At 55.0% G+C, this 25,144-nt stretch carries 25 protein-coding genes; 14 read left to right on the top strand and 11 right to left on the bottom strand.

Annotated features, from left to right (window positions below):
- Positions 1-67 precede the first annotated feature (67 nt).
- The 3 genes from mlaD to Q3Y66_RS07345 are packed head-to-tail and all read right to left on the bottom strand — an operon-like array spanning position 68 to position 2,207.
- Positions 68-532: an outer membrane lipid asymmetry maintenance protein MlaD gene (gene mlaD, locus Q3Y66_RS07355; protein ID WP_008958658.1), complete on the bottom strand. Its 465-nt coding sequence runs from the start codon at positions 530-532 to the stop codon at positions 68-70.
- Between the two features lie 16 nt (positions 533-548).
- Positions 549-1,349 (bottom strand): lipid asymmetry maintenance ABC transporter permease subunit MlaE, encoded by an 801-nt coding sequence (gene mlaE / locus Q3Y66_RS07350; protein ID WP_035587056.1) that lies wholly within the window; start codon positions 1,347-1,349, stop codon positions 549-551.
- Positions 1,350-1,385: 36 nt separating this feature from the next.
- Positions 1,386-2,207, bottom strand: coding sequence for an ABC transporter ATP-binding protein (locus Q3Y66_RS07345; RefSeq protein ID WP_008958656.1), 822 nt, complete (start codon positions 2,205-2,207; stop codon positions 1,386-1,388).
- Positions 2,208-2,524: 317 nt separating this feature from the next.
- Between Q3Y66_RS07345 and Q3Y66_RS07340 the strand changes: the two genes are divergently transcribed.
- The 10 genes from Q3Y66_RS07340 to Q3Y66_RS07295 all read left to right on the top strand — a co-directional run bounded on the left by Q3Y66_RS07340 (position 2,525) and on the right by Q3Y66_RS07295 (position 9,727).
- Positions 2,525-3,511: a KpsF/GutQ family sugar-phosphate isomerase gene (locus tag Q3Y66_RS07340; protein WP_008958655.1), complete on the top strand. Its 987-nt coding sequence runs from the start codon at positions 2,525-2,527 to the stop codon at positions 3,509-3,511.
- 63 nt (positions 3,512-3,574) lie between these two features.
- Positions 3,575-4,117 carry an HAD family hydrolase gene (locus Q3Y66_RS07335; RefSeq protein ID WP_008958654.1) on the top strand — a complete coding sequence of 181 codons (543 nt, stop codon included), beginning with the start codon at positions 3,575-3,577 and terminating at the stop codon, positions 4,115-4,117.
- A complete protein-coding gene (gene lptC, locus Q3Y66_RS07330) occupies positions 4,118-4,687 on the top strand; it encodes an LPS export ABC transporter periplasmic protein LptC (RefSeq protein ID WP_008958653.1) in 570 nt (189 codons plus the stop codon).
- An 11-nt stretch (positions 4,688-4,698) separates the two neighbouring features.
- Positions 4,699-5,208 (top strand): lipopolysaccharide transport periplasmic protein LptA, encoded by a 510-nt coding sequence (gene lptA / locus Q3Y66_RS07325; RefSeq protein ID WP_008958652.1) that lies wholly within the window; start codon positions 4,699-4,701, stop codon positions 5,206-5,208.
- A gap of 11 nt (positions 5,209-5,219) precedes the next feature.
- Positions 5,220-5,969, top strand: coding sequence for an LPS export ABC transporter ATP-binding protein (lptB, locus tag Q3Y66_RS07320; RefSeq protein WP_008958651.1), 750 nt, complete (start codon positions 5,220-5,222; stop codon positions 5,967-5,969).
- A 123-nt stretch (positions 5,970-6,092) separates the two neighbouring features.
- Entirely contained in the window at positions 6,093-7,508 is a 1,416-nt protein-coding gene (locus Q3Y66_RS07315) for an RNA polymerase factor sigma-54 (protein WP_008958650.1), read from the top strand.
- Positions 7,509-7,606: 98 nt separating this feature from the next.
- Positions 7,607-7,915: a ribosome-associated translation inhibitor RaiA gene (gene raiA / locus Q3Y66_RS07310; RefSeq protein WP_007114683.1), complete on the top strand. Its 309-nt coding sequence runs from the start codon at positions 7,607-7,609 to the stop codon at positions 7,913-7,915.
- 4 nt (positions 7,916-7,919) lie between these two features.
- The gene (locus Q3Y66_RS07305) at positions 7,920-8,390 is read left to right on the top strand and encodes a PTS sugar transporter subunit IIA (RefSeq protein WP_008958649.1); all 471 of its coding nucleotides are present in this window, start codon (positions 7,920-7,922) and stop codon (positions 8,388-8,390) included.
- Between the two features lie 89 nt (positions 8,391-8,479).
- The gene (rapZ, locus tag Q3Y66_RS07300) at positions 8,480-9,412 is read left to right on the top strand and encodes an RNase adapter RapZ (protein WP_008958648.1); all 933 of its coding nucleotides are present in this window, start codon (positions 8,480-8,482) and stop codon (positions 9,410-9,412) included.
- Positions 9,413-9,457: 45 nt separating this feature from the next.
- Positions 9,458-9,727, top strand: a complete 270-nt coding sequence (locus Q3Y66_RS07295) for an HPr family phosphocarrier protein (RefSeq protein ID WP_008958647.1) — start codon at positions 9,458-9,460, stop codon at positions 9,725-9,727.
- Between the two features lie 3 nt (positions 9,728-9,730).
- Here Q3Y66_RS07295 and pmbA read toward each other — a convergent pair whose 3' ends face one another.
- Entirely contained in the window at positions 9,731-11,071 is a 1,341-nt protein-coding gene (gene pmbA / locus Q3Y66_RS07290) for a metalloprotease PmbA (protein ID WP_008958646.1), read from the bottom strand.
- A gap of 108 nt (positions 11,072-11,179) precedes the next feature.
- Here pmbA and yjgA point away from each other — a divergent pair, with 108 nt between their 5' ends.
- Entirely contained in the window at positions 11,180-11,701 is a 522-nt protein-coding gene (yjgA, locus tag Q3Y66_RS07285; RefSeq protein WP_008958645.1) for a ribosome biogenesis factor YjgA, read from the top strand.
- Between the two features lie 11 nt (positions 11,702-11,712).
- Here yjgA and tldD read toward each other — a convergent pair whose 3' ends face one another.
- The 7 genes from tldD to Q3Y66_RS07250 all read right to left on the bottom strand — a co-directional run bounded on the left by tldD (position 11,713) and on the right by Q3Y66_RS07250 (position 21,605).
- Positions 11,713-13,164 (bottom strand): metalloprotease TldD, encoded by a 1,452-nt coding sequence (gene tldD / locus Q3Y66_RS07280; RefSeq protein WP_008958644.1) that lies wholly within the window; start codon positions 13,162-13,164, stop codon positions 11,713-11,715.
- A complete protein-coding gene (locus Q3Y66_RS07275; RefSeq protein ID WP_008958643.1) occupies positions 13,161-17,015 on the bottom strand; it encodes a YhdP family protein in 3,855 nt (1,284 codons plus the stop codon). Before Q3Y66_RS07275 ends, tldD begins: the two co-directional genes overlap by 4 nt.
- A 2-nt stretch (positions 17,016-17,017) precedes the next feature.
- Positions 17,018-18,481 (bottom strand): ribonuclease G, encoded by a 1,464-nt coding sequence (gene rng / locus Q3Y66_RS07270; RefSeq protein ID WP_008958642.1) that lies wholly within the window; start codon positions 18,479-18,481, stop codon positions 17,018-17,020.
- Positions 18,482-18,548: 67 nt separating this feature from the next.
- Positions 18,549-19,130, bottom strand: coding sequence for a nucleoside triphosphate pyrophosphatase (locus Q3Y66_RS07265; RefSeq protein ID WP_008958641.1), 582 nt, complete (start codon positions 19,128-19,130; stop codon positions 18,549-18,551).
- The gene (gene mreD / locus Q3Y66_RS07260) at positions 19,127-19,615 is read right to left on the bottom strand and encodes a rod shape-determining protein MreD (protein ID WP_008958640.1); all 489 of its coding nucleotides are present in this window, start codon (positions 19,613-19,615) and stop codon (positions 19,127-19,129) included. The genes Q3Y66_RS07265 and mreD overlap by 4 nt, the downstream gene beginning before the upstream one ends.
- On the bottom strand, positions 19,615-20,544 hold the full coding sequence (gene mreC, locus Q3Y66_RS07255) for a rod shape-determining protein MreC (RefSeq protein WP_008958639.1): 930 nt from the start codon (positions 20,542-20,544) through the stop codon (positions 19,615-19,617). The genes mreD and mreC overlap by 1 nt, the downstream gene beginning before the upstream one ends.
- A gap of 23 nt (positions 20,545-20,567) precedes the next feature.
- Entirely contained in the window at positions 20,568-21,605 is a 1,038-nt protein-coding gene (locus Q3Y66_RS07250) for a rod shape-determining protein (RefSeq protein ID WP_008958638.1), read from the bottom strand.
- Between the two features lie 228 nt (positions 21,606-21,833).
- Between Q3Y66_RS07250 and gatC the strand changes: the two genes are divergently transcribed.
- The 3 genes from gatC (at position 21,834) to gatB (ending at position 25,107) form a co-directional block, all read left to right on the top strand.
- The gene (gatC, locus tag Q3Y66_RS07245) at positions 21,834-22,121 is read left to right on the top strand and encodes an Asp-tRNA(Asn)/Glu-tRNA(Gln) amidotransferase subunit GatC (protein ID WP_008958637.1); all 288 of its coding nucleotides are present in this window, start codon (positions 21,834-21,836) and stop codon (positions 22,119-22,121) included.
- 71 nt (positions 22,122-22,192) lie between these two features.
- A complete protein-coding gene (gatA, locus tag Q3Y66_RS07240) occupies positions 22,193-23,653 on the top strand; it encodes an Asp-tRNA(Asn)/Glu-tRNA(Gln) amidotransferase subunit GatA (protein ID WP_008958636.1) in 1,461 nt (486 codons plus the stop codon).
- Positions 23,653-25,107 (top strand): Asp-tRNA(Asn)/Glu-tRNA(Gln) amidotransferase subunit GatB, encoded by a 1,455-nt coding sequence (gene gatB, locus Q3Y66_RS07235; protein WP_008958635.1) that lies wholly within the window; start codon positions 23,653-23,655, stop codon positions 25,105-25,107. Before gatA ends, gatB begins: the two co-directional genes overlap by 1 nt.
- Positions 25,108-25,144: the final 37 nt, after the last annotated feature.

The following is a 25,144-nucleotide window of genomic DNA, read 5'->3' as shown; positions in this document are numbered from 1 at the left end:
ACTCCTTTCATAACCATTATCTCCCGACCCGTTAATGCACTGGGTTCGTGTCTCATTATTTGAAACATTAATTACTTGCCATGTTGGACACAAATTGCTGGATAAGTTCTTCCAACACCAGCGCCGACTGGGTATCACGAATCGTGTCACCCTCCTCCAACACCTCAGGGTCACCGCCTACGCTAAGGCCGATATACTGCTCACCTAATAAGCCAGCAGTAAGAATAGACGCTATCGTGTCTCTGGAGAGCTGGCCTTCCAGCTCGCTGTCCAGGCTTAGCACCACCCGTGCATCGAACCACTGCGTATCCAACTCAATAGATTCAACGCGCCCCACCGTCACCCCCGCCATAGTGACCCGGGCGCGAGGTTTTAAGCTGCCAATATTGGCAAAATTGGCCTCCAACTGAAACGACTGAGCGGGTGCGGAGAGTGTCAGCCCACTAACACGCAAGCCGAGGAATACAAGTCCCAAAATGCCAGCAATCATAAACAGGCCAACACCGAACTCCATGGTTTTACTGCGTCTCATGAAACTGCTCCACCCATTAAAGGCCGCCAAACATGACGGCAGTCAACACAAAATCAAGCCCCAGAACTGCAAGCGACGAATACACTACCGTGCGTGTGGTAGCACGAGATATGCCTTCTGAGGTCGGCACCAGGTCGTAGCCCTGAAAGACAGCAATCCAGGTCACCACCAGCGCAAACACAGCGCTTTTGATCATGCCATTGCCAATATCACTGACAAAAGCCACATTGGCCTGCATGTTGCTCCAGTAGGAGCCCTCAAAAACACCCAACCACTCTACGCCCACCAAGTAGCCACCCCAGATACCCACCACACTAAAACCTACGGTTAGAATGGGTAGCGATACAAAGCCCGCCCATAGCCGCGGAGCGACCACCCGGCGCAGCGGATCAACACCGATCATCTCCATACTGGTGAGCTGCTCGGTGGCTTTCATCAAGCCAATCTCAGCAGTCAATGCCGAGCCCGCACGGCCAGCAAACAGCAGCGCGGCCACCACAGGCGCAAGCTCACGCAGCAATGACAGCGCCACCATCTGCCCAAGCGCCTGTTCAGCGCCGAAATCGACCAGAATGGTATAGCCCTGCAGTGCCAGCACCATGCCGATAAACAGCCCAGACACCAACACGATGGCAAGCGAAAGCACACCGACAAAATGCATCTGATGCAACCATAAGCGCCAACCCGCACGGGATGGCACACCGACAGCGGATTGGAAGAGAAACACCCCCGCACGGCCTAATGCTTCCATTAAATCGCACCCTCGACGCCCCAATCGGGTAATACGCGCGGTACCGTTAGAAAATTTTGACTGCATTTGTCCTTGCCCTGTATTTACCCTGCATTGAAGCCATTAGCCTGTCTTTGCCATCGGGGGCTCGCCCAAAATATCGCGATAAAACGCCTCAGCGGGATAGTGAAACGGCACTGGGCCATCGGGCTCGCCATGAATAAACTGGCTAACCCTGGGATCTTGATTCGTATCTAAGGTTTGCGGCGTACCATGGGCAACCACCTGACCATCAGCAATTAAATAGAGATAGTCTGCAATGCTCAGAGTTTCTTTAATATCGTGAGATACCACCACAGAGGTGAGTTGCAGCGCTTGATTAAGGCGCTTGATAAGCTGCACTAAAACGCCCATAGAGATGGGATCCTGACCAACGAAAGGTTCGTCATACAGGATCAACTCCGGATCCAGCGCCACGGCGCGAGCCAGTGCGACCCGACGCGCCATGCCTCCCGACAGTTCTGCGGGCGTCAAGTGACGCGCACCGCGCAGCCCGACCGCCTGCAGCTTAAGTAGCACTAGGTCGCGCACCATGGTATCGGGCAAATCAGTATGTACGCGTAACGGAAAGGCAACGTTTTCGAATACATCTAAATCGGAAAACAGCGCGCCACTTTGAAATAGCATTCCCATTCTCTTACGTAACGTAAATAGCGCCTTACGAGATAGCCGATGAACATCTTGCCCATCAATCACTATCCGCCCACGCTCAGGGGTCAACTGCCCGCCGATTAGCTTAAGCAGTGTGGTTTTACCAGTACCGCTTGGCCCCATAATCGCGGTTACTTTGCCGCGAGGAATCGTCATATTTATGCCGCGAAAAATCTCGTGATCGCCACGTGAAAAATGGAGGTCTTCAATTTCAATAAATGGAGCATCTATCATGGATCAGTTGACTCTTAACGAGGCGCACTTGGGTTAGCCATCATACCCTACTTGCGGCTATCGCGATTATAAAACAGTGTTTCTAAAACATTATCAAACATTGTACTATAACGCTACAAAACACGTCGGTACGCTTGAGTGTTTCTACTGGCCTACCCATTTATTGATAGCGAACCGGTAGCAGGCCGCCTTATCGTCAAAACGCACCCGGGCTAACGTCTCCAACTACTATCTCAACGACTGCCTATAAAGGGTGCCAAGATGTTATTCTTGGTGGTTACTACTTTTTATATGTTCAAGGATTAAGAGAAAACGCTATGCGCCAGCCTCTCGCTCCACCCAGCCTACTACGCGAAAGTGCATTGCGTACGCTGCAAATTGAGCAGGCAGCCATTGGCGGCCTTCAAGCCAAACTAGACGAAAGTTTTGACCGTGCCTGCGAGCTAATTCTCGCCTGCCAAGGCCGCGTGGTGGTGACCGGCATGGGCAAGTCGGGGCATATCGCAGGTAAGCTGGCGGCCACACTTGCCAGCACAGGCACACCAGCTTTTTTCGTTCACCCTGGTGAAGCCAGCCACGGCGATTTAGGCATGATCACCCGTTCCGATGTGGTATTGGCGCTGTCTAACTCGGGTGAAACCGCCGAAGTCACTGCGCTCTTACCGCTGCTTAAACGCCTGGGTACGCCGCTAGTCAGTATGACAGGCCGCCCCAACTCCACGCTGGCTAAACACGCTGATGCGCACCTGAACAGCGGCGTAGAGCGTGAGGCATGCCCGCTCGACCTGGCCCCCACCAGCTCCACCACGGCGGCGCTCGCCCTGGGCGACGCTCTGGCTGTGGCGCTGCTGGAAGCGCGCGGCTTTACCGCTGAAGATTTTGCCCTTTCCCACCCTGGTGGCAGCTTAGGCAAACGCTTGCTGCTGCGCGTTAGAGATCTTATGCACGACGGTGAGCGACTGCCCCAAGTCCCCCTGGGAAGCCCGCTGCGCGACGCGTTATTGGAAATCACCCGTCAAGGGCTAGGCTTTACCTGCGTGGTAGATAGCGATGGCCGCCTGGCCGGGGTATACACTGACGGTGACCTTCGACGCACGCTCGACCAGTTTCACAACCTGCGCGATGTCATCGTTGACGATGTAATGACCCGGCCGGGCAAGTGCATCGGCCCCGATATCCTTGCGGCGGAAGCGGTACGCATCATGGAAGAGAGCCGCATTACGGCGCTAGCAGTGGTTGATGAACAACAGCGTCCTATCGGGGCGCTACATATGCATGACCTGCTTGCCAGCGGCGTTATTTAAGACAGCGGCGTCATTCAGCAATATTACCGACCCGCTTTACGAATTTATTGATAAGGAGGTTCTATGACCTTACCTAATGCGCTACTTGATCGACTCCGCCGCGTGCGCCTATTAGCGTTGGATGTTGACGGCGTACTGACCGACGGCCGCCTCTACTTCCAGGCTGACGGTATCGAAATCAAAGCATTTCATACTCAGGATGGTCATGGGCTGAAGCTTCTCAAGCGAGTGGGTATACATGTAGCGCTGGTGACGGGCCGCGACTCTCCCATGGTGAGCCAGCGCGCCGCATCACTGGGCATCGACCTGGTCCATCAAGGCTGTGAAGACAAGCTTGCCATCCTGCGCGGGCTTTGCCAGCGTCTCGATATAGAGTTAGAGCAGGTGGCCTACTGTGGTGACGACCTACCTGACTTGGCCGCTATTAAGCGTTGCGGCGTCGGCATTACCGTCCCTAATGCGCCCGATTACATGCATACCCACGCCGACTGGACCACGGAACGTCTAGGTGGCCACGGTGCCGTCCGCGAAATCTGCGATACGCTGCTTGAAGCTCAAGGGCACTGGAGCGCGGTGCTCGACACCTACCTGCACGGCCGCAATTAAATGGTTAAACGCTTTAAAGTACGCATCTGGTTAGCCGGACTGGTGATTGCCTTAGGGGCTTTATTGGTATGGCTTGACCCCCGCGGGCCTCAAGACATTAGCATCGATCCCGACGCGCAGGCTCAAGAGCCAGGCCACGTACTGGAAAATGCTGAAATCACCCTGTTCGGCGATAACGGCAACGTTATGCAGTCGCTAAAAACGCCGCGGCTTATTCATACGCCGCAGCGAAGCGAAACCTGGACGGAAGAACCTCAAGCGGTACTGTATGATAGTGAGAATCGTCAGTGGCTGGCTAGCGCCGAAGTAGGCACGCTCAACACTGTTACACAGGCCCTGCTGATGTCTGGCTCGGCCAGACTGATCGCCCCGGATGAAGGCTGGCAGCTTGATACCGAGCTATTGCATTATGATGGCCTTAATCAACATGCTTGGAGTGAAACACCGGTATTACTGCAGCAACCACCCCAGCAAATGAGCGCTTCACGTATGGACGCGTGGCTTAACACCAGCCAGGTCCGCCTAAATGATAATGTGCGCGGCACACACCCCCCGGCCACGCAACCTTAAGAGGAGCCGCCATGAAAGCCATTATTTATACAGCCCTTTTCTCCACCACTCTTTTTGCCCTCACGATGCCGTTATCGGCAATGGCCCAAACGTCACAACAAGCCCCTGTAGAAGTAGAAGCCGACCGCTTAGATCTGGACCAGCGGGCGGGCACCGCCGTTTACACCGGGGATGTAGATATTCGCCAAGGCGAAATGCAGTTGCGAGGCGAACGGGTAGAGATCGAACGCAACGAGGCTGGCGAACTATCGAAAGCGACATCCACCGGCGAACGCGCCTACCTGCGTCATCAAGTTGAAGGCCAAGATGGCCCCACTGAAGGCTGGGCGCGACGGATTATTTATCACGTCGCTGAGCGCCGCGTAGAGCTGATTGACCAAGCCGAGCTGATCCAGCTCGAGGATACGTTCACCGGCGGGCGCCTTGAGTATTTTATTGACCGTGAAGTGATTCAAGCACGCTCTGACGTTGACGGCAGCGAGCCCCAGCGCATACGTATGACCCTTCAGCCTGAACAATAGGGAGCCAAGCCTTGGCAACTACAGACACTGCGCCAATCAAAACCCTATATGCCCATCACTTGGCCAAAAGCTATAAGCGACGTCGAGTCGTTAAAGACATCAATTTAGAGATCTCCCAAGGCAGCATCGTGGGCTTACTGGGCCCTAACGGCGCGGGCAAAACCACCTCGTTTTATATGATTGTGGGGCTGGTGAAATCCGATGCTGGCAAAGTGGGTATCGACGATGTAGATCTAACCCGCGCCCCAATGCATGAACGCGCTGCGGCGGGTATCGGCTACCTTCCGCAAGAAGCGTCTATTTTTCGTAAATTATCGGTTGCCGATAATATTATGGCGATACTCGAAACACGCAAAGAACTCAGCCGTAGCGACCGCGAGCAGCGCCTGGAAGCGCTACTTGAAGATTTTCACATTACCCATATTCGCGACAACCTGGGCATGAGCCTTTCAGGCGGTGAACGCAGGCGTGTGGAGATTGCTCGCTCACTGGCGACAGAACCCGCATTCATTCTGCTGGACGAGCCCTTTGCTGGCGTAGACCCCATTTCGGTGGGCGAGATCAAAACCATTATTCGGGCATTAAAGCAGCGCCACATCGGCGTACTGATTACCGACCACAACGTTCGCGAAACCCTGGATATTTGTGATATCGCCTACATCGTGGGCGATGGTCAAATCATCGCCAGCGGCTCTCCAGCCTCGATACTCACTAACCAGAAAGTGAGGGAGGTTTATTTAGGCGCTGATTTCCGCCTCTAGCTTATTTTTCACTTCTAATTAGCGCTCTACAACAACTTTACTACCAATGGCATGCTTATTGCACTTGCACCTGAGACCTACTCGCACTAGGGTGGAGCATTCTGATTAACGAGTGGTTCTCAGATGGTCATGAAAGCTTCTCTTCAACTGCGCATGGGCACACAGCTGACCATGACACCTCAGCTGCAGCAGGCCATTGCCCTGTTACAGCTATCAACGCTGGACTTACGTCAAGAAATTCAGCAGGCCCTAGATGCCAACCCCATGCTGGAACAAGAGGATGAATTTGGCGAACAGGCTGTCAGCGAGCCCAAAGAGGAAGAGTGGTCAGAGAGCATTCCCACCGAGCTCTCGGTAGATAGTGACTGGTCTGATACCTACCAAGATATGGGCAGTCACGGTGGCACCAGCAGCGAAGGACCTGATTTTGAGCGCCAAGCGGCTGGCCAGAGTCTTCATGGGCACTTGCTGTGGCAGCTAGCCATGACTGATTTTGGCGCGCGAGAGCAACTTGTCGCAGAAAGTCTTATCGACGCGTTAGATGCTAATGGCTATTTAACTCAGCCGCTCAACGACATACGTGAAGGGCTTCGCGCTCAAGGTATCGACGGGCTTAGCCAGCGCGAAGTAGAAACCATTCTGCTTAAGCTTCAGCAATTTGAGCCAACAGGAATATTCGCCCGCGACCTGCGGGAGTGCCTGATGCTGCAGCTGGCCACTCTTCCCGATGATACGCCGTTGCTGGTTCCTGCCCGCCGCTTAGTACGGCAGTTTCTGGAAGCGCTCGGCAAAGATGACATGCGCTTACTAAAACGCCGCCTGGGACTCGATGATAACCAGCTGGCTGATGTCATTCTCCTCATTCGTAGCCTTGATCCACGCCCGGGCAGCGCCTATGGCGATACCGATGATAGTTATGTAACGCCCGACCTGGTCGTACGCCATGACCACGAAGGCTGGCACTTAGAGCTCAATCCTGAGGCATTGCCAAGGCTGCGCATTCAGCCCGACTACGCAAGCTTAATAAAGCGTGCGGATAAAAGTCAGGACAATCAGTTTTTAAAAGAACACTTGCAGGAAGCACGCTGGCTGATCAAGAGCCTCTCTAGCCGCAACGATACGCTACTGCGCGTTGGACGCGAGATTATCACCCGGCAAATTGGCTTTTTAGAACACGGCGAAGAAGCCATGAAGCCGCTCATATTGGCCGATATCGCCGAGGCCGTGGAAATGCACGAATCGACTATTTCCCGGGTAACCACTCAGAAATTTATTCATACGCCTCGCGGCGTATTTGAACTCAAATACTTTTTCTCAAGCCAAGTCAGCGGCCAGGATGGAGACAGCCATTCAAGCACCGCTATCCGCGCTCGGCTTAAGAAATTGGTTCAAGAGGAGCCGCCAGGCAAGCCGCTTTCTGATAGCCGCTTAGTCACGCTATTAGGAGAGGGGGGAATTCAAGTAGCGCGTCGAACGGTGGCTAAATACCGTGAAGCCATGGGCATTCCCTCCTCTAGCGAGCGACGTCGTTTGCGCTAGCACAAATCAACGTTTTAGGGAAACTCTCGACAAGGGCTTTGCAACGCGGCAAAAAGGGTTACAATCGAAGTACAGTCCGATGGATAAGGAGTACGTCAATGCAAGTTAATATCACTGGTCATCACGTAGAACTGACTGACGCCTTGCGTGACTATGTCAACGAAAAGCTTGAACGTGTAGAGCGCCATTACGACAACATAACCACGGTGCAAGTCACCTTATCTGTGGAGAAAGAGCGCCAGCAGGCCGCCTGTACACTGCACGCAGCAGGTGCTGATTTACATGCGGAAGCCCTAGACAGTGATATGTACGCCGCTATTGACGCATTAGCGGACAAAATTGATCGGCAACTCGTTAAACATAAGGAAAAAGCACAAGCTCGCGCCCAAGGCGCAGGCGTGCGTTAATTCAATGACGTTGGAAACCATACTCCCCCCGGAACGGGTTCTCTTTGACGTACCCGGGGGCAGCAAAAAAAGGGTGCTGGAATTTTTCAGCACCTTTATTGCCCAAAATATCCCCAGTCTGGACAGCCAAGAAGTGTTTAGCCGTTTAATTGGCCGTGAGCGCTTAGGCAGTACCGGGATTGGTAACGGCGTGGCTATTCCCCATGCGCGTAGTCCTCACTGCTCGGCCCCGATTGCTGGTTTTTTAAAACTCGCAGAAGCGATTGATTTTGATGCTATCGACGGCGACCCGGTGGATCTGGTGTTTGTATTGCTAGTTCCAGAAGAGGCTGATGACACACATCTCTCTCTGCTCGGCCAGGTAGCTACCATCATGAACGATGCGGATACGCGTCAGAAACTGCGTAAAGCAGGCAGCCAGCGCGAACTACTTGAGTTGCTTACCGCTAAAATTCGTGAGCAAACAACCTCCTGAAAGCCTAAACCTGCCAAGCGGTACTCAACGGCAGGTTGTTTTGCGCTCGCCACCCTTAACGCAGCTTGATCAAAGCAAAGAGAGACTCTATGCAACTTGTGATCATTAGCGGCCGCTCTGGGTCAGGTAAATCTATCGCCTTACAAGCGCTTGAAGATCTTGGCTACTATGCGATTGATAACCTCCCTGCCATGTTGCTGGGGTCGTTGGTGGACGAATTACGCGACCAGGGCGACCGCGCCCATTTGGCGGTCAGTATTGATGCCCGTAACTTGCCTGGCGCCCTGGCACGACTGCCCTCTTTATTAGAGGATTTGCGGCAACGTAAAATTGATTTTCAAGTGATCTATCTGACCACTGATGCGCGCATCTTACTTGAGCGTTACTCCGCAACACGGCGGCGGCACCCGCTGACGCGCGATAGCGAAATGACGCTTGAAGAGGCTATCAATAAAGAAGAAGAAACGCTGCTCGACATTCGTGATCTAGCCGATTTATTGATCGATACCTCGCGGCTATCAGTTCACGATTTGCGTCGTCGCATTACCGACCAAGTCGCCCATCAGCGGCGCGACAAGCTCACGCTGACGCTTGAGTCGTTTGGTTATAAGCGCGGTGTACCGTTGGATGCTGATTTGGTTTTCGACGTGCGCTGCCTGCCAAACCCATATTGGGACCCAACGCTACGCCAATTCACAGGCCGCGATGCGAACATAGTGGCCTTCTTAAGCGGTTATCCTATCGTAGACGCCATGACTAACGATATTCAGGCTTGGCTTGAGCGCTGGCTGCCCGCTTACCAAGATAGCCAGCGTAGCTACATGACTATCGCGATTGGCTGCACCGGTGGGCAACACCGCTCGGTCTATATGGTCGAACAGCTAGCAGAGCGATTAGTACACAGTATGGGCGAAATTCAATTACGTCATCGCGAGTTAGGCTTGCAGTACACATTAAATGAACAGCTAGCTGCTCCGCCCGCCAGCACATCCCAAACCGACGAGCAGCAAGCAACTTCTTAAGCGCTTCTATCCATTAATGACACCACTCGGCGAAAAGGAACCAGGGTGCCAGAAAGAATTCTCACACTTACCAATCAACGCGGCCTGCATGCACGCGCGGCGACCAAACTGGTAAAATGCGGCCAACAGTTCACGGCGACAATACGTGTTCAAAAACAGCAACAGGTCGCTGACGCCGCCAACATCATGTCACTGCTGATGCTCGCCGCCCCTTGCGGTACCGAGCTAACCATCAACGCTGAAGGCGATGACGCCGAACAGGCGCTTGATGCTATTCAAGCGCTGTTCGATGCTCGTTTTGAAGAAGATCAGTAGCTTTTAATCTCCCGCTACGGTCATGGCATCAATTAACCAACTACCCGTGTGAACACTGCCACGGGTATCGGTGTCATCGCCAATCCCCACTAACCCGGCAAACATCCGCTCCAGGTTCCCGGCGATCGTAAACTCCTCGATCGGGTACTGTACTTTTCCATCCTCTACCCAAAACCCTGCAGCGCCACGTGAGTAATCACCGGTCACGCCGTTAACGCCCTGCCCCATCAGCTCGGTTACCCAAATCCCCCGGCCCATCTCTTTTAATAGACTGTCACGGGATTGCAGTGGTGCCACCAAACGCACATTTCGTGCCCCACCGGCATTACCCGTGGTTTGCATACCCAGCCGACGAGCGCTGTAGGAAGAGAGCATATAGCTGGCAATGCTACCCTGATCGATAAAACGATTATTACGGGTTTGCACGCCCTCGCCATCAAACGGCGAACTCGCTGTGGCACCGATTTCCATTGGACGTTCTTCAAGGCTGAACCAATCGGGAAACAGCGGCGTGCCAAGCCGGTCACACAGAAACGAGGCTTGGCGATATAAAGCACCACCGGCTAAACCACTCAGTAAATGACCAATCAAGCCACTGGACAGCGACGGGTCAAATAGCACTGGAAAGGTACCCGTGGGCGGACGTTTTGCGCCGAGCCTGCGCAGCGTACGCTCGGCAGCTTCGCGCCCTACTGCAGCGGGGTCGCGCAGTGCCTTGGGATCACGTGCAGAAGTGTAGTCGTAGTCGCGCTGCATACCGCTCGCATCCTGGGCAATCAGCATGCATGAAAGAGAGTGACTACTGCCCTTTTGGGTGCCTAAAAAGCCGTGGCTATTAGCATAAACGCGCACGCCTTCGCCACTCGAAAGTGATGCGCCATCCGACTGAGAGATACCGTCAACATCACGCCCCGCCTGCTCGCAAGCAAGCGCTAGCTCGATCGCCTCATCGGTTGTGAGTGCCCAGGGGTAATGCACTTCCAGATCGGGTAACTCGGTGGCCATCAACGATGCATCGGCCAACCCGGCGGCCGGATCTTCTCCGGTATAGCGGGCAATCGCCAGCGCTTTTTCTACCGCAGCCTGGATCGAGGCACTGCTAGCATCCGTTGATGAGGCACTACCTTTACGCTGGCCTACGTAAAGCGTCACGGCGATGCCCTGATCACGGGATAACTCAACCGTCTCAACTTCACCCTGGCGTACGCTAACACCTATTCCCTGATCGACGCTTGCGCCTACTTCGGCAGCATCCGCGCCCAAGCGCTTTGCCAACGCTAGCGCCTCTTCGGCCCGCGCGGTTAGTAACGACTGCTGCGCGGATGCATCAAATGCCTGTGCCATATGGCCTCCTTTCTCAACCGAATGTCTCCAAGAGAATGTCTTCGGCGAATCAATGTTGTACTCGCAGCTGGTATAATGCCGCAACGAATTTTATCTGTGAGCCACACTATGCGTAAGCAACGTCCCGACCCCGTTGAAGTAGAAGAGCAGGAAGAACGCCCAAGCAAGTCGCAACTCAAACGCGAAATGCATGCCTTACAGGCACTTGGGGAAACGTTAATCGCTATGCGACCGGCAGAGCGCGCCCGCTTTCCCCTTTCTGACGATATGCTGCGCGCTATCGAGGAAACCTCGCGCATTCGTTCTCATGAAGGCCGCCGCCGCCATATGCAGTACGTCGGCAAACTTATCCGTAAAGAGGACCTCGCCGCCATCCAAGGCGTGTTCGACTCCATTGATCAAGAGCAGGAACAGCGCGACCACGCGTTTCACCGTCTCGAAAAATGGCGTGAACGCTTAATTGACGAAGGCGATGATGCTGTTGACCTGTTCATGGCGGAGCATCCCGATGCGGACCGCCAAACGCTGCGTCAATTAATTCGCAACGCCCAGCGGGAGCGCGAGCAGGGCAAACCACCGACCAGCTCGCGTAAGCTCTTCAAACACCTTCGCGAAACCTTAGCGCTTTAAAAAAAACTTTTTTAAGACTGCGTGCCGCCAACGGTCAGCTCATCCAATTTGAGGGTAGGCTGGCCGACACCGACCGGCACGCCCTGCCCCTCTTTACCGCACACGCCAATACCAGTATCCAACGCCATATCATGACCAATCATGGATACCCGCTGCATCGCTTCTGGGCCGTTACCAATTAACGTGGCTCCTTTCACCGGCGCCGTTACTTTGCCATCTTCAATGAGGTAGGCTTCGCTGGCGGAGAACACGAATTTACCCGAGGTAATATCCACCTGGCCGCCGCCAAAGCTGACCGCGTAAATACCGCGCTTTACGCTTTTGATAATATCGCTAGGCTCATCCTGACCAGCCAGCATGACCGTATTGGTCATGCGTGGCATCGGCAAGTGGGCGAAAGATTCACGTCGCGCGTTTCCTGTGGGCGCCATGCCCATTAATCGGGCATTGAGCTTATCCTGCATATAGCCCGTTAAAATGCCGTCTTCAATAAGCGGCGTATACTGACCCGGTGTCCCTTCGTCATCCACGCTCATCGAGCCACGGCTATCCGATATCGTCGCATCATCGACAATGGTGACGCCTTTAGCGGCCACGCGCTCGCCCATCTTGCCGGCAAAGGCGGAACTGCCTTTACGATTGAAATCACCTTCCAGGCCGTGCCCTACCGCTTCATGCAGCAAGATCCCCGGCCAGCCGGATGCCAACACCACAGGCATTTGCCCTGCGGGTGCATCGATGGCTTCCAGGTTGACCAATGCCTGACGCACCGCCTCTTTGGCGTAATGCTCCGCCACTTGATCATCGCGCAGTTTAGCCATGGAGTAACGACCGCCACCACCGGCGCTGCCGCGTTCGCGACGCCCATTCTTAACTGCAATCACGCTGACATTGAAGCGCACCAGCGGGCGGATATCGGCCGCCAACGTGCCATCACTAGCCCTTACCAAAACCACTTCATAAGTGCCCGATAAGGAGGCACTTACCTGGCTAATACTGGGATCGGCAGCACGCGCCACACGGTCAGCCTGTTTCAGCATGGCGACTTTTTCTTCAGCACTCAGGCCGGCCAAGGGATCAATCCCTGCATAGCGCGACATGGCGGACACCGGACTAACCAGCTGCCCAGGCAAGCGCTTACCACTGCGCACAATGCCAGCCGCGGTGCGGCCGGTATCCATCAATGCATCAGCGGTAATTTGGTTGGAGTAGGCAAAACCGGTCTTCTCACCCGCCAGCGAACGCACGCCGACACCGCCATCGATATTATAACTGGCCTCTTTTACCTCGCTATCTTCCAGCACCCAGCCCTCTTGCCAAGTCCGCTGAAAATAAAGGTCGGCGTAGTCAATACCCGCGCCCATGGCGTAGCCCAGCCCTGTTTCCAGAGCGTCTAAATCCAACCCTCCGGGAGTCAACAGGATGGCTGCAGCGGTATCTACATCACTTTTATATGCGGTCATTGGGGGCCTTCTAAAGTAACCTGCGGCGAGGTCCAAGGGCCTCGCACGCGATAATGAAGCGTTGTGGCGCGATCTAGGGCGTCGCCAAACAGTTGATCGGCGAGGAATAGCGCGCCGCCGACGATGGGCGCACCAACGGCAATGGCCGCAATCGGCAAACTTTGCGTCACTGGCAGTGTGACGCCAAGCCGCTGGTCAAGTTCACGCGTTACAAGATCGACGTTGCCTGTCAACGTTAGGGTGGTGGCCGGGGCGTCAATTTGCAATGGGCCGCGAAGGGTTAACAGTCCACCGGTTACATCGGCGGTACCGTTGACACGGTCAAATGCAGTGCCCTGGCCGGTAACGTCAGAAAAATCCAAGCGCAGCCGTCGTAAGATGTTATCGAAATTGAGCAAGCCGATTAACCGCGCCGGTGCCGATTCCAGGGTGACGAAGCTGCCGTCACGAATGTCGGTGCTGATATAGCCATCGGCATGCCTTAACGCTAGTTGCCAGGGGGCGCCCGGCCAATCCAGCGAGGCCACCACATCGGTGCTGCGGCTGCGCATGGCCACAGGCTGGTCTAGGCGCTCAAGGGCGGTGCCGATATCCCCACCTTGAATTGAGATGTCCGCACGGGTGTGGCTGGAAGCGGCGTTACCCTCCCAGTGCAGCTCGCCTCGCGCGGAGAGCTGGCCCAGGGTCAAACCAACCGGAGTGAGCGAAAAGCGCTCTCCATCGGTTTTCCAGTAGGCGGTCAACGGACCGAAACGGCGTGGCCCCATGGAAATTTCGGCTAACCGTAATCGCCCATCAGGCACATCGGCCAGCCAATCAGGAATGGCGGCTGGCGCCTGGCGCTGGGTTTTAACCGCTTGCATCCAGGAGTCTGGCGTAGGCGCATCACTGTCATACTGCTTGTTAGCTAACGCCAGCAAACGATCGAGTGACAACGCTTCAATCGTCATATCCAAAGGCTGCGGCGATTGCGCATTATACTGCAAACGCCCGGTCACAAGATTACCGCTTAAATCCATATCAATGAGGCCACCGTTCATGCCACCGGTGGCACTAAGGCTGCCTAAACACTCATCTTGATAAACCACGCAGGGTGTCGATAACGCTACTGTTAAGGGCACCTGGCCGTTACCATTGCTGGGCGTAGACGCGCCTTCTGCCATTAACAGTGCAATCGCCTGCTGCCAAGCCAGCGGGTCAATACGTGGCACATCGGCATCAATGCTAAATCCAGCCTGAGTAGGCCAAGCGTGCGTGCGCGTTGCCTCATTGCCTAGATATAGCGACCCAGCAATAGAGCCATTGCGCTGCTGAAGTCGCGCGGAAGCAATATCAGCCAAACGGCTTTGGATCCGTCCAGCTTCAATGTCAGCCGTCACACTCCAGGGCCATGGCTGCTGGGCCGACTTGGCAAAGGGTGCCGGTAAATGGCTGGTGACACCGAGTAGACGGCTTTCCAGGCGCAGGGTTGGCGTGGGCATTAAGCTGACATTGCCTTGCCACTGTAGCTGCCCTTCTAACGGCAGGCGCCCTTGGCTGTCATTTAACCCAGCAAGCTCAAAAAGTGCAGAGGTCGCTACATTACCCTGCAGCTGTATTCTGTCGTTTTGGGTGTGGATATCTGCGGCTATTTGCCCGCCTAGCAATTGGCCACTGGCGTCACCCACCAGCCCGCTGCTCTCTCCGTCCTGCAGCCAAGCGAGGTCACCCTGGACCGACTGAAGCCGTAAACCCAGCGGCTGGTAAACCACTTCGGAGAAGCGTGGCAAGGCGTTAATTTCCAGTTGCAGCGCATCAGGCGTTTCCAGCGGTAGCGACAAGGCAATATCGCCATTAACATCGCCCGTTACGCGCAAATCACTCAGTGGGGAAAGATCAATATCGGGCATCGCCTGTAAAAAGGTCGTTAACGCCGAACCATCCGCCTTCAACTGGCCCGATAGATTAAGTATCTCATTCTCCATCACCACTTCACCCTCTGAAGCAGTAACACCATGGCTTTGAGCATGTTCAACTTCAGCCTTTAACACCTTATTTTGCCATTTTAGACGACCTTCAACGTCATCAAGGCGTGGCCAGCCTGGCGCAATCGGCAAATGGCCTTGTGTAATTGCCAGCGCAAGTGTGGCGGTAAAATCCTCAACGGTTACCGTTTCTCCTAAGGGCTGGCTTAGCTGTAACGACCCCTCGGTGACATAGCCACCGATATCGTTGAGCAGCCAATCGCGTAGCCCTTCATCCATCACACTAAGCGGCAGCCATTGAGCCAGTGGTCTGTCTAGCGCGTCCACCTCACTAAAATCTAGATCTAAGCCAAAATGGCCGCGCTGATTACCGGTGACTAAACCAAAACCACCCGACACCTGAGCGCCATCCCAGTCAACGCTGAGGTTCTTGCCACTCACCATGGTATTGGGACCATCGTATACCCACTCTACTTCTCCTTCGGCACGTCTTAACTGCATGGGAGCGGCAAAAAACTCGGGGAAATAGAGGGTACTGTCGCCGTCGCTGCTAAACAGTACACGGCCACGAAAATCCCGCGCCTGCACCCAGGCATCCAACGGGCCACCGCCTGGGGCCTGTTGCCAAGGCGAGACCTCGACACCGGTTAGGGCCGCATCGACTCCCCAGCGACCATCTTGCTGCCCAACGTGCAACCCCTGCACTTGCCCGCGGGGGGCAAGGGTTTGCAATACTCGCGTTACTGACTCAGGTAGCAATACATAATCGCGCCAGGCTGTCAGCGAGGCGAGTTCAAAGGCACTGGTGCGAACTTCCCACATCCCTGGTTGATGGGTGGCGTGCCAGTATCGCGGCAAGGCCGGGCCAACGCTGCCCCCGGGGGGTTGCGCCCACTCGACGCTCTCGGCGTCACCACTTAGCCAGGCCTCGCCCCCGTCGCCGTCACGCTGCCATAAGCCATTCGCTGCAATATCCCTTAGCACCGCGTATTGAACATTATGGCGAAGGGTTAACTGGGGCACATTGACGGCAACACGGGCTTCCTCAAGACGTCCAGCGCTCCAGCGGCCCCATAACCGCGCACTCCCCCCAGCCTGCTCTAAATAGGCGGCATGATCAGGACGGAACATAGCGGCCAACACTACCAATTGGTCAAGCTGAATATCCAGCTGCAGTGCTGCAGAAAAGTCGCTCAAGCCATGTTGACCGGGCTGCATCTCAACCTTAATTTCAGCCGCGGGAAGGGCAACCTTGCGCGCCTGCTGGAGGGATTCTGCAATATTGATCGCGCCTTCCAGCCGTGTGCGCCGTTCATCGCCAGTCAGCAGCAGCGTCTCGGCATGCAACATCACGGTATCGTGTCTACCATGCAGCACCACGCGGGTGTCATCTACCCATAGACGCTGGCGCAATATGAGTTCAGCCCAGTCATCAATAGCGGTCAGATCGACCTCCGGTTCAGCCGCCATTAATAGCGGCAACTCGGCCGGCTCAGGCCATTGCCAAGAGGCTCCCGTGCCTTGATAGAGATGAAACTCGGTTCCGCTTATGCGTGCGTCGCTAAAAATCGGCGCCATATTGACAAGCGACGCCCAGGTATCCAAACGCAGCCCCGCATGGTCCAGGGAAAACAGTGCTTGGCCATCAGGCGTTTCTGCGTTCAACCCATCAAGGCGTAACAGCAGGTCGCTCCGGGCGAAGGAAAGCGATAACCGCTCAATAGTAACCGGCACGCCAATACGCGCTTCAAGCAGCGCTTCAACGCGGGGGGTAAGAGCGTCGGATTGACTAAAAGCCAAGCGAAGCAGTAGCAGCAACACAGCGGCGCTACCCAGCAGCCAAGCCGCTATCAGTAAACTCCAACGCACCAGCGAACTAGTCTGCATGATTACATCAGTACGATATCGTACTGCTCTTGGGAGTAGTGCTGTTCAACCTGGAAGCGGATCGTTTTATTAATAAATGTCTCCAGGTCTGCTACCGCAGCTGACTCCTCATCTAATAGACGATCAACGACTGACTGCGAGGCAAGCACCATGTAAGTTTCGGCACTGTAGGCGCGCTCCTCTCGGAGAATCTCGCGAAAGATTTCATAGCAGACCGTTTCCGGGGTTTTCAGCGTTCCACGGCCACTGCAAGTGGGGCAGGCTTCACAGAGCGTCTGCTCCAAACTTTCCCGGGTACGCTTACGAGTAAGCTGAACAAGGCCTAGTTCGGTGACGCCGGTACACTTGGTTTTGGCGTGATCGCGCTCTAAGGCTTTTTCCAGCACCCGCAATACCTGCCGCTGATGCTCAACATCAATCATATCGATAAAGTCGATAATGATAATGCCGCCCAGATTACGCAGCCGAAGCTGGCGGGCAATCGCCGTCGCTGCTTCAAGATTGGTCTTGAAAATGGTCTCTTCAAGATTGCGGTGCCCCACATAACCACCGGTATTCACATCAATGGTGGTCATGGCCTCAGTGGGGTCAATGACCAAATAGCCACCAGACTTGAGCTGTACCTTACGGCCTAACGCTTTCTGGATCTCATCTTCGACGCTGTAGAGATCAAAGATGGGGCGCTCGCCGGGGTAGTACTCAATACGCTCAACCGCAGCAGGCATAAACTCTTCAGCAAACTCTACCAGCTTGACGAAGTTTTCTCGTGAGTCGATACGCACTTTTTCGATATCGTCGCGCATAACGTCGCGTAGCGTACGCATAAAGAGCGGTAAATCATCATAAATCACGCTTTGGGGCGTCGCGGTAACTTTACGCTCACTTACCTTGCGCCATAGACGCAGCAAGAAATACATATCGCCTTTCAGTTCTTCATCGCCCACCCCTTCAGCGGCGGTGCGAACAATAAAGCCACCCGTCACTTCCAGCGTTTGCTCTGCTACGCTGCTATCCAGCAGTGCCTTTAAGCGCTCGCGTTCACGCTCATCTTCAATGCGCTGCGATACGCCATGGTGCGGCGAGTCCGGCATGTAGACCAAATAACGGGAAGGGATCGAAAGGTGCGTGGTTAAGCGCGCCCCTTTGCTACCAATAGGATCTTTAGTGGCCTGTACCACCAGCGCCTGCCCCTCGTGAAGCAACTGACCGATAGTTTGCTGCTCATCTGGAGGCGTACCTGGCGGCATTACTTCATGGGCATGAATAAACGCCGCCCGCTCTAAGCCAATATCAACAAAAGCAGCCTGCATTCCAGGCAGCACACGCACTACTTTGCCTTTGTAGATATTGCCCACGATACCACGCCGACGGGAACGCTCGATCAGTGCCTCTTGCAAAACACCATTTTCAACCAGCGCGACGCGGGTTTCCATTGGCGTTAAATTGATGAGAACTTCACCGCTCATGCAAAATTCCTTGTTGGTTGACGTATTCCTTGCCAGCGATCTAGGCGGCGCTCTCATCCAGAGGGAGTTAAACGCGCTGCCAGATGGGGACTCCCTGTCGGCGTAGCAAGTGTGTCGTCTCAAACAGTGGTAGCCCTACCACCGCCGAATGACTGCCATGAATCTGTTTTACAAATATGGCTGCTAATCCCTGTATTGCGTACCCACCTGCCTTATCAGCGGGCTCGCCGGTACGCCAGTAGGCAACAATCTCATGTGCTTCTAATTCTCGCATGGTCACCTGGGTGGTCACGCAGCAGGAGAGCATACCTTCAGGCCCACTCACCGCCACGGCGGTCAGCACTTCATGCTGCCTACCGGAAAGCAGCCGCAGCATATCAGCCCCCTGCTCGGCATCCACCGGTTTACCTAGAATTCGCCCATCAACGACGACAGCGGTATCTGACCCTAACGTAGGTAAGTCAGTTAGGGGGGATGCCGCCTTGGCTTTGGCAATCGCTAAGCGCTGTACATACGCTTGGGCCGACTCACCAACCAGCGGTGTCTCATCAATATCACAGGGGTGAACCGTAACCGACACACCAATAGATTCCAGCAAGGCGCGACGGCGTGGTGAGGCAGACGCTAAGCATAAGACAGGTGCAGTCATGAAGCGGCCAACCGACGCTCAAATGCTTGGAACATGGTAGAAAGCCACGGCCATAAAAATGCACTGATCAGCGAGGGAATTAAAAAGGCCAGGTGAATCGAAAAATCACCCACGATGGTGCGCAGCCACTGCGCGACGAGCTGCACTAAGCCGAGCAACACCAACACGAGAGCCGACTGTTGTACCAGTGAATAAGCCCGGAAGCGTGGGTACACCAATGCACAAAGGAACGCTAAGAGCGAATAGATGAGGGCATGCTGCCCAAGCGCGGTGCCTTCGATTAAATCCATCAAAATGCCTAGCACAAAGCCATGAAAAACGCCGACTCTGTCGGGAGCTCGCATACACCAGTAAATTAGCATAAGCCCCAGCCATTCAGGCCGATATACCTGCCAGCCATCGGCCAGCGGCATGACTTGCAAACATAACGCCAATAGCAGGCTTAGCCAAATAGCTAAAATAGGCACAACCGGTGCGCGCGCCATCAGGGCACCTCTTGATCGGGATTAGCAAGCCGTAGCGAGGAGCGTAACGCCTCCGCCGAGATATCCAGCGTTTCATCCCACGCATGCTCTTCCACTTCCACTCGCGGAGGCGGAAAAAGCAGCAAGAAGTGGCGCGAACGTTGTAACTGCGCCATGGGTTCGGCCGTTACACGCGCAAAGGGCTGACCAGGGTCGTGGAAAACCTCTGTTACGCGTGCGACGGGATAACCCGGCGGGAAACGCCCCGCTAACCCTGAAGTGGTCAGCAAGTCACCCTCGCGAATATCCGCCGTATCGGGGACATGCATCACATTAACACTGCTGTAACGCCCTGCCCCCTGAACAATAAAGCGTAAACCATTACGATTTAACTGGACCGGCAAGGCATGACTGGCATCCGCCAACAGCAGCACGCGACTAGAGTAGGCAGAGACAGCGGTAATTTGACCCACCAAGCCAGAGGCATCAATCACCGGCTGCCCCACGTAGGTGCCATTACGGTGCCCACGGTTAACCACCATTTGATGACTAAAAGGGTCATTATCCAGCGATAAAAGCTCCGCTGTGATATAGGGAATATCACGACGTTCAGCGGCCCTCAGCAATTCGCGCAGCTCGCTGTTTTCCGCTGTTAAATTCGCCATTCGCTGACCACGATGGGAAAGGGTAAGGATCTGCTCACGCAGGCGGCGGTTTTCATCCACCAGAGCCTGCTGATCAGAAAGCGCCAGCGACCCCCAATTCAACAGGTCGCTAGGCACGCTAACCACCCATTGGATAGGGGCAACAACTGTCGACAGTTGCGCGCGCACTTGTTCCATACGCGTGAAACGCTGGTCGACAAACATCAAAGCACTGGCAGCCAATACGCAAAAAAACAGCCGATAGCCCGGCAGTGGCCCGTGCGAAAACAGCGGTTTAATAGGCAATCCCCCGCAATTAACCGCTGCGATTAGTCGCTCGACAGCAACTCAAAGGTGTGCTGATCAATCATTTCCAGCGCTTTACCACCGCCACGAGCAACGCAGGTCAACGGATCTTCAGCCACAATCACCGGCAAACCTGTCTCTTCAGCAATGAGCTTATCCAAATCGCGCAACAAAGCACCACCACCCGTTAACACCAAGCCACGCTCGGCGATATCGGACGCCAATTCAGGGGGCGACTGTTCAAGCGCGCTTTTGATCGCTGCCACAATGGAACCCAGCGTTTCCTGCAATGCTTCCAGGATTTCGTGGGAATTGAGCGTAAAGCTGCGTGGGATACCTTCAGCCAGATTACGGCCACGCACATCAATTTCACGTAGCTCTCCACCTGGGTAGGCGCAGCCGATCTCTTCTTTGATGCGCTCAGCCGTCGCTTCACCAATCAAGCTGCCGTAGTGACGACGCACGTAAGCGGTGATCGCTTCGTCAAAGCGGTCGCCGCCCACCCGGATAGACTCGGAATAGACCACGCCATTAAGTGAAATAATCGCGATTTCAGTGGTACCACCACCGATATCCACCACCATTGACCCTTGCGCTTCATCAACCGGAAGACCCGCACCAATAGCCGCGGCCATGGGTTCTTCAATCAAGAACACCTCGCGAGCACCGGCACCTTCCGCTGACTCACGAATCGCCCGACGTTCGACTTGCGTTGACATGCAAGGAACGCACACCAGCACGCGTGGGCTAGGGGTTAAGAAGGTGCTCTGGTGAACTTTACGGATAAAGTGCTGAAGCATCTGCTCGGTGACGGTAAAATCGGCAATAACGCCATCTTTCATCGGCCGAATTGCCGTAATGTTGCCAGGCGTACGCCCCAGCATTCGCTTGGCATCAGTACCGACTGCCGCGACGCTACGCATATTGCCTGACTGGCGGATAGCAACCACGGACGGCTCATCAAGCACGATGCCGCGACCGCGTACATAAATCAGTGTGTTGGCCGTACCCAGATCAATCGATAGATCGCTGGAAAACAGCCCCCTTAAACGTTTAAACATGGATGTTGTTACCTAGTGCAGACCGGGAACCCTGTGCGGATGCAAACGGTATCACCGCAACCCCCTGGCAGCAAGCACGAGTCGTGCCTAATACTGCCCGTTAAGGCCAAGATGTGGTACCTTTTGCGGCTATTTTCCACGTCTGCGACACAAGACGTTTTTTTGATATCGGTATGTATACCGCTTAAAGCGGGTATTGTTCAATTACGTTTACGAGGAATATCGATCATGGCGCTTGAAGAATCTCATGTGCGCCGGGCCGCTCACTTGGCCCGACTCGCCGTCAGCGATGACCAAGCCAGCGGCTTTGTAGAAGACCTAAGCCGGATTCTGGACATGGTCGACCAGCTACAAAGCCTTGATACTGAAGGCGTTAAGCCGCTCGCCCATCCCTTAGATGCAACCCAGCGACTGCGCGCCGATGAAGTCACCGAATCTAACCAGCGCGACACTTTTCAGCGCTGTGCTCCGGCAGTGGAAAACGGCTTGTATCTGGTGCCTCGCGTCGTTGAATAACAACGTTGCCGAGCTAACCCGAGCCACCCACACCGCCTCTTTTTTTCGCCCCTGAACGGAGCTTCCGGGTCATGTATGAGAAAACATTAACGCAACTCGCTGCTGCCTTAAAAAGCGGCGAGTTCTCAAGCCGAGAGCTGACCGCTCACTATTTGCAGCGCATTGAAAAAGCTGACGGCAAATTGAACAGTTTTATCAGCGTGACCGCTGAGCAAGCGCTGAAGCAAGCTGAAATAGCAGATAACGCCCGGGCGGCGGGCACTGCAGGGCCGCTGGTAGGCATTCCTCTGGCGCTTAAAGATATTTTTTGTACTCGCGATGTAAAAACCAGTTGCGGCTCAAAAATGCTGGATAATTTTATCGCCCCCTACAATGCCACCGTCGTTGAAAAGCTGTACGCAGCGGGCACGATTAGTCTGGGCAAAACCAATATGGATGAGTTCGCCATGGGCTCGTCCAACGAAAACAGCTACTACGGCCCGGTCAAAAACCCTTGGGATTTGACCGCGGTGCCGGGCGGCAGCTCCGGCGGCAGCGCGGCAGCGGTCGCGGCTGGCTTGGTACCTGCCGCCATGGGCACCGATACCGGCGGCTCCATCCGCCAACCGGCGGCGTTTTGCGGCATCACTGGCTTGAAGCCTACTTATGGCCGAGTGTCACGCTTTGGCATTATTGCCTACGCTTCAAGCCTTGATCAGGCAGGCCCCATGGCGCGCAGCGCCGAAGATTGCGCACACCTGCTGGGCGTTATTGCCGGTCACGACGGCCGTGACTCTACCTGCGTCACCCGCGGCGTACCGGACTACGTGGAAAGCCTTAACGCTCCGCTCTCAGGCTTAAAGATTGGTCTGCCTAAAGAGTATTTTGGCGATGGCTTAGATCCCGATGTTGAAAAGGCCGTCCGCGAAGCAGTGAAAGTGTACGAGTCCCTGGGCGCGACAGTGCGCGAAGTCAGCCTACCGCATACGCACTATGCGATTCCGGCTTACTACGTTATCGCCCCTGCCGAAGCCTCTTCGAACCTGTCGCGCTATGACGGTGTGCGCTTTGGCCATCGCTGCGACAATCCCAGCGATTTGATTGATCTGTATACCCGCTCGCGGGCTGAAGGCTTCGGTGAAGAGGTCAAGCGGCGCATCCTGATCGGCACCCACACGCTGTCGGAAGGTTTTTTTGACGCCTACTACACCAAGGCGCAAAAAGTACGCCGCTTGATCCGCCAAGACTTCCTAGACGCCTTTGAAGATGTGGATGTGCTGATGGGCCCGGCCTCTCCCACGCCTGCTTTCGACCTAGGCGCTAAAAAAGATCCCGTGTCGATGTACCTTCAGGACATCTACACCATCGCGGTTAACCTGGCGGGCATCCCCGGCATCAGCGTACCGGCTGGCTTTTCCAATGGTCGACCGGTGGGCCTGCAAATTCTCGGCACCCACTTTGCCGAAGCACAGCTGCTGAATGTCGCTCACCAGTTTCAACAAGCGACCGATTGGCACCTACAACGTCCTGCCTTTGCCGAGGAGTACGCCTAATGCAATGGGAAACCGTGATTGGGCTTGAAGTCCACGTTCAGCTCGCAACGCGTTCAAAAATTTTCTCCGGTGCCTCAACGGCGTTTGGCGCTGAGCCCAACACCCAAGCGTGCGCGGTCGATTTAGGCCTGCCCGGCACATTGCCGGTGCTTAACGAACAGGCGGTGGCGATGGCCGTCCAGTTCGGCTTGGCAGTACATGCGGATATCGCTGAAGTGTCGGTGTTTGACCGTAAGAACTACTTTTACCCCGACCTACCCAAGGGCTATCAGACCAGCCAGATGTACCATCCCATCGTCGGGCCTGGCGACATTGAGATTACCCTGGAAGATGGCAGCACCAAATGTATCCGCATTCACCATGCTCATCTTGAAGAGGATGCTGGCAAATCGCTGCATGAAGATTTTCATGGCATGACCGGCATTGACCTGAACCGGGCGGGCACACCGCTGCTGGAAATCGTTTCAGAGCCCGATATGCGTAGCGCGAAAGAGGCCGCGGCGTATCTCAAGGCGATTCACTCGATCGTCACCTACCTGGGCATTTCTGACGGCAACATGGCGGAAGGCTCAATGCGCTGCGACGTTAACGTTTCAGTGCGTCCCACGGGACAGGAGGCCTTTGGTACGCGCGCAGAGATTAAAAACGTTAACTCCTTCCGCTTCGTCGAACGTGCAATTGCGTTTGAAGTTGAGCGTCAAATTGAGCTAATCGAAGATGGCGGCAGCGTGGTTCAAGAAACGCGCCTATTCGACCCAGATCGCGATGAAACCCGCAGCATGCGCACCAAGGAAGAAGCCAACGACTATCGCTACTTCCCCTGCCCTGACCTGCTGCCGGTAGTGCTTGATCAAGCCTACTTGGATCACTTACGCAGCCAATTGCCTGAACTGCCTGCCGATAAGCGCGAACGCTTCCAAAACGAGCTGGGGCTATCTGCTTATGACGCCAATGTCATTTCAGCCAGCCGCGATATGGCCGAGTTCTTTGAGGCCGTGCATAACGAGTGTGGCGATGCCAAGCAGTCGGCTAACTGGGTACAGGGCGAGCTTTCCGGCGCCCTTAATCGCGAAAACCTGAGCATTGCCAACAGCCCGATTTCGGCGCACCAGCTAGGCGAGCTAATCAGTCGCGTGCTGGACGACACCATCAACGGTAAAGCGGCAAAAGAGGTTTTCCAGGCGCTGTGGAATGGCCAGGGCGAGTCCGCCGACGCTATTATTGATGCCAAAGGGCTCAAACAAGTAACGGATACCGGCGCGATTGAAGCGATGATTGATCAAGTAATCGCCGACAGCCCCGCCCAGGTTGCCCAGTATCGTGATTCAGAGCCGGAAAAACGCGGCAAGATGATCGGTTACTTTGTCGGTCAGGTAATGAAAGCCTCGCGTGGCACCGCCAACCCGCAGCAGGTCAATGGCTTGCTAAAAGAGAAGCTCGACGCGCTGTTGTAATATCAGCGGTGGGCGATGCAAGACATTAGCGGCTGCC

Origin of the sequence: Halomonas sp. HAL1 (genome assembly GCF_030544485.1) — a bacterium.
In the GTDB taxonomy this organism is placed as follows: Bacteria; Pseudomonadota; Gammaproteobacteria; order Pseudomonadales; family Halomonadaceae; genus Vreelandella; species Vreelandella arctica.
This window is presented reverse-complemented; position numbering and strand designations above follow the sequence as displayed.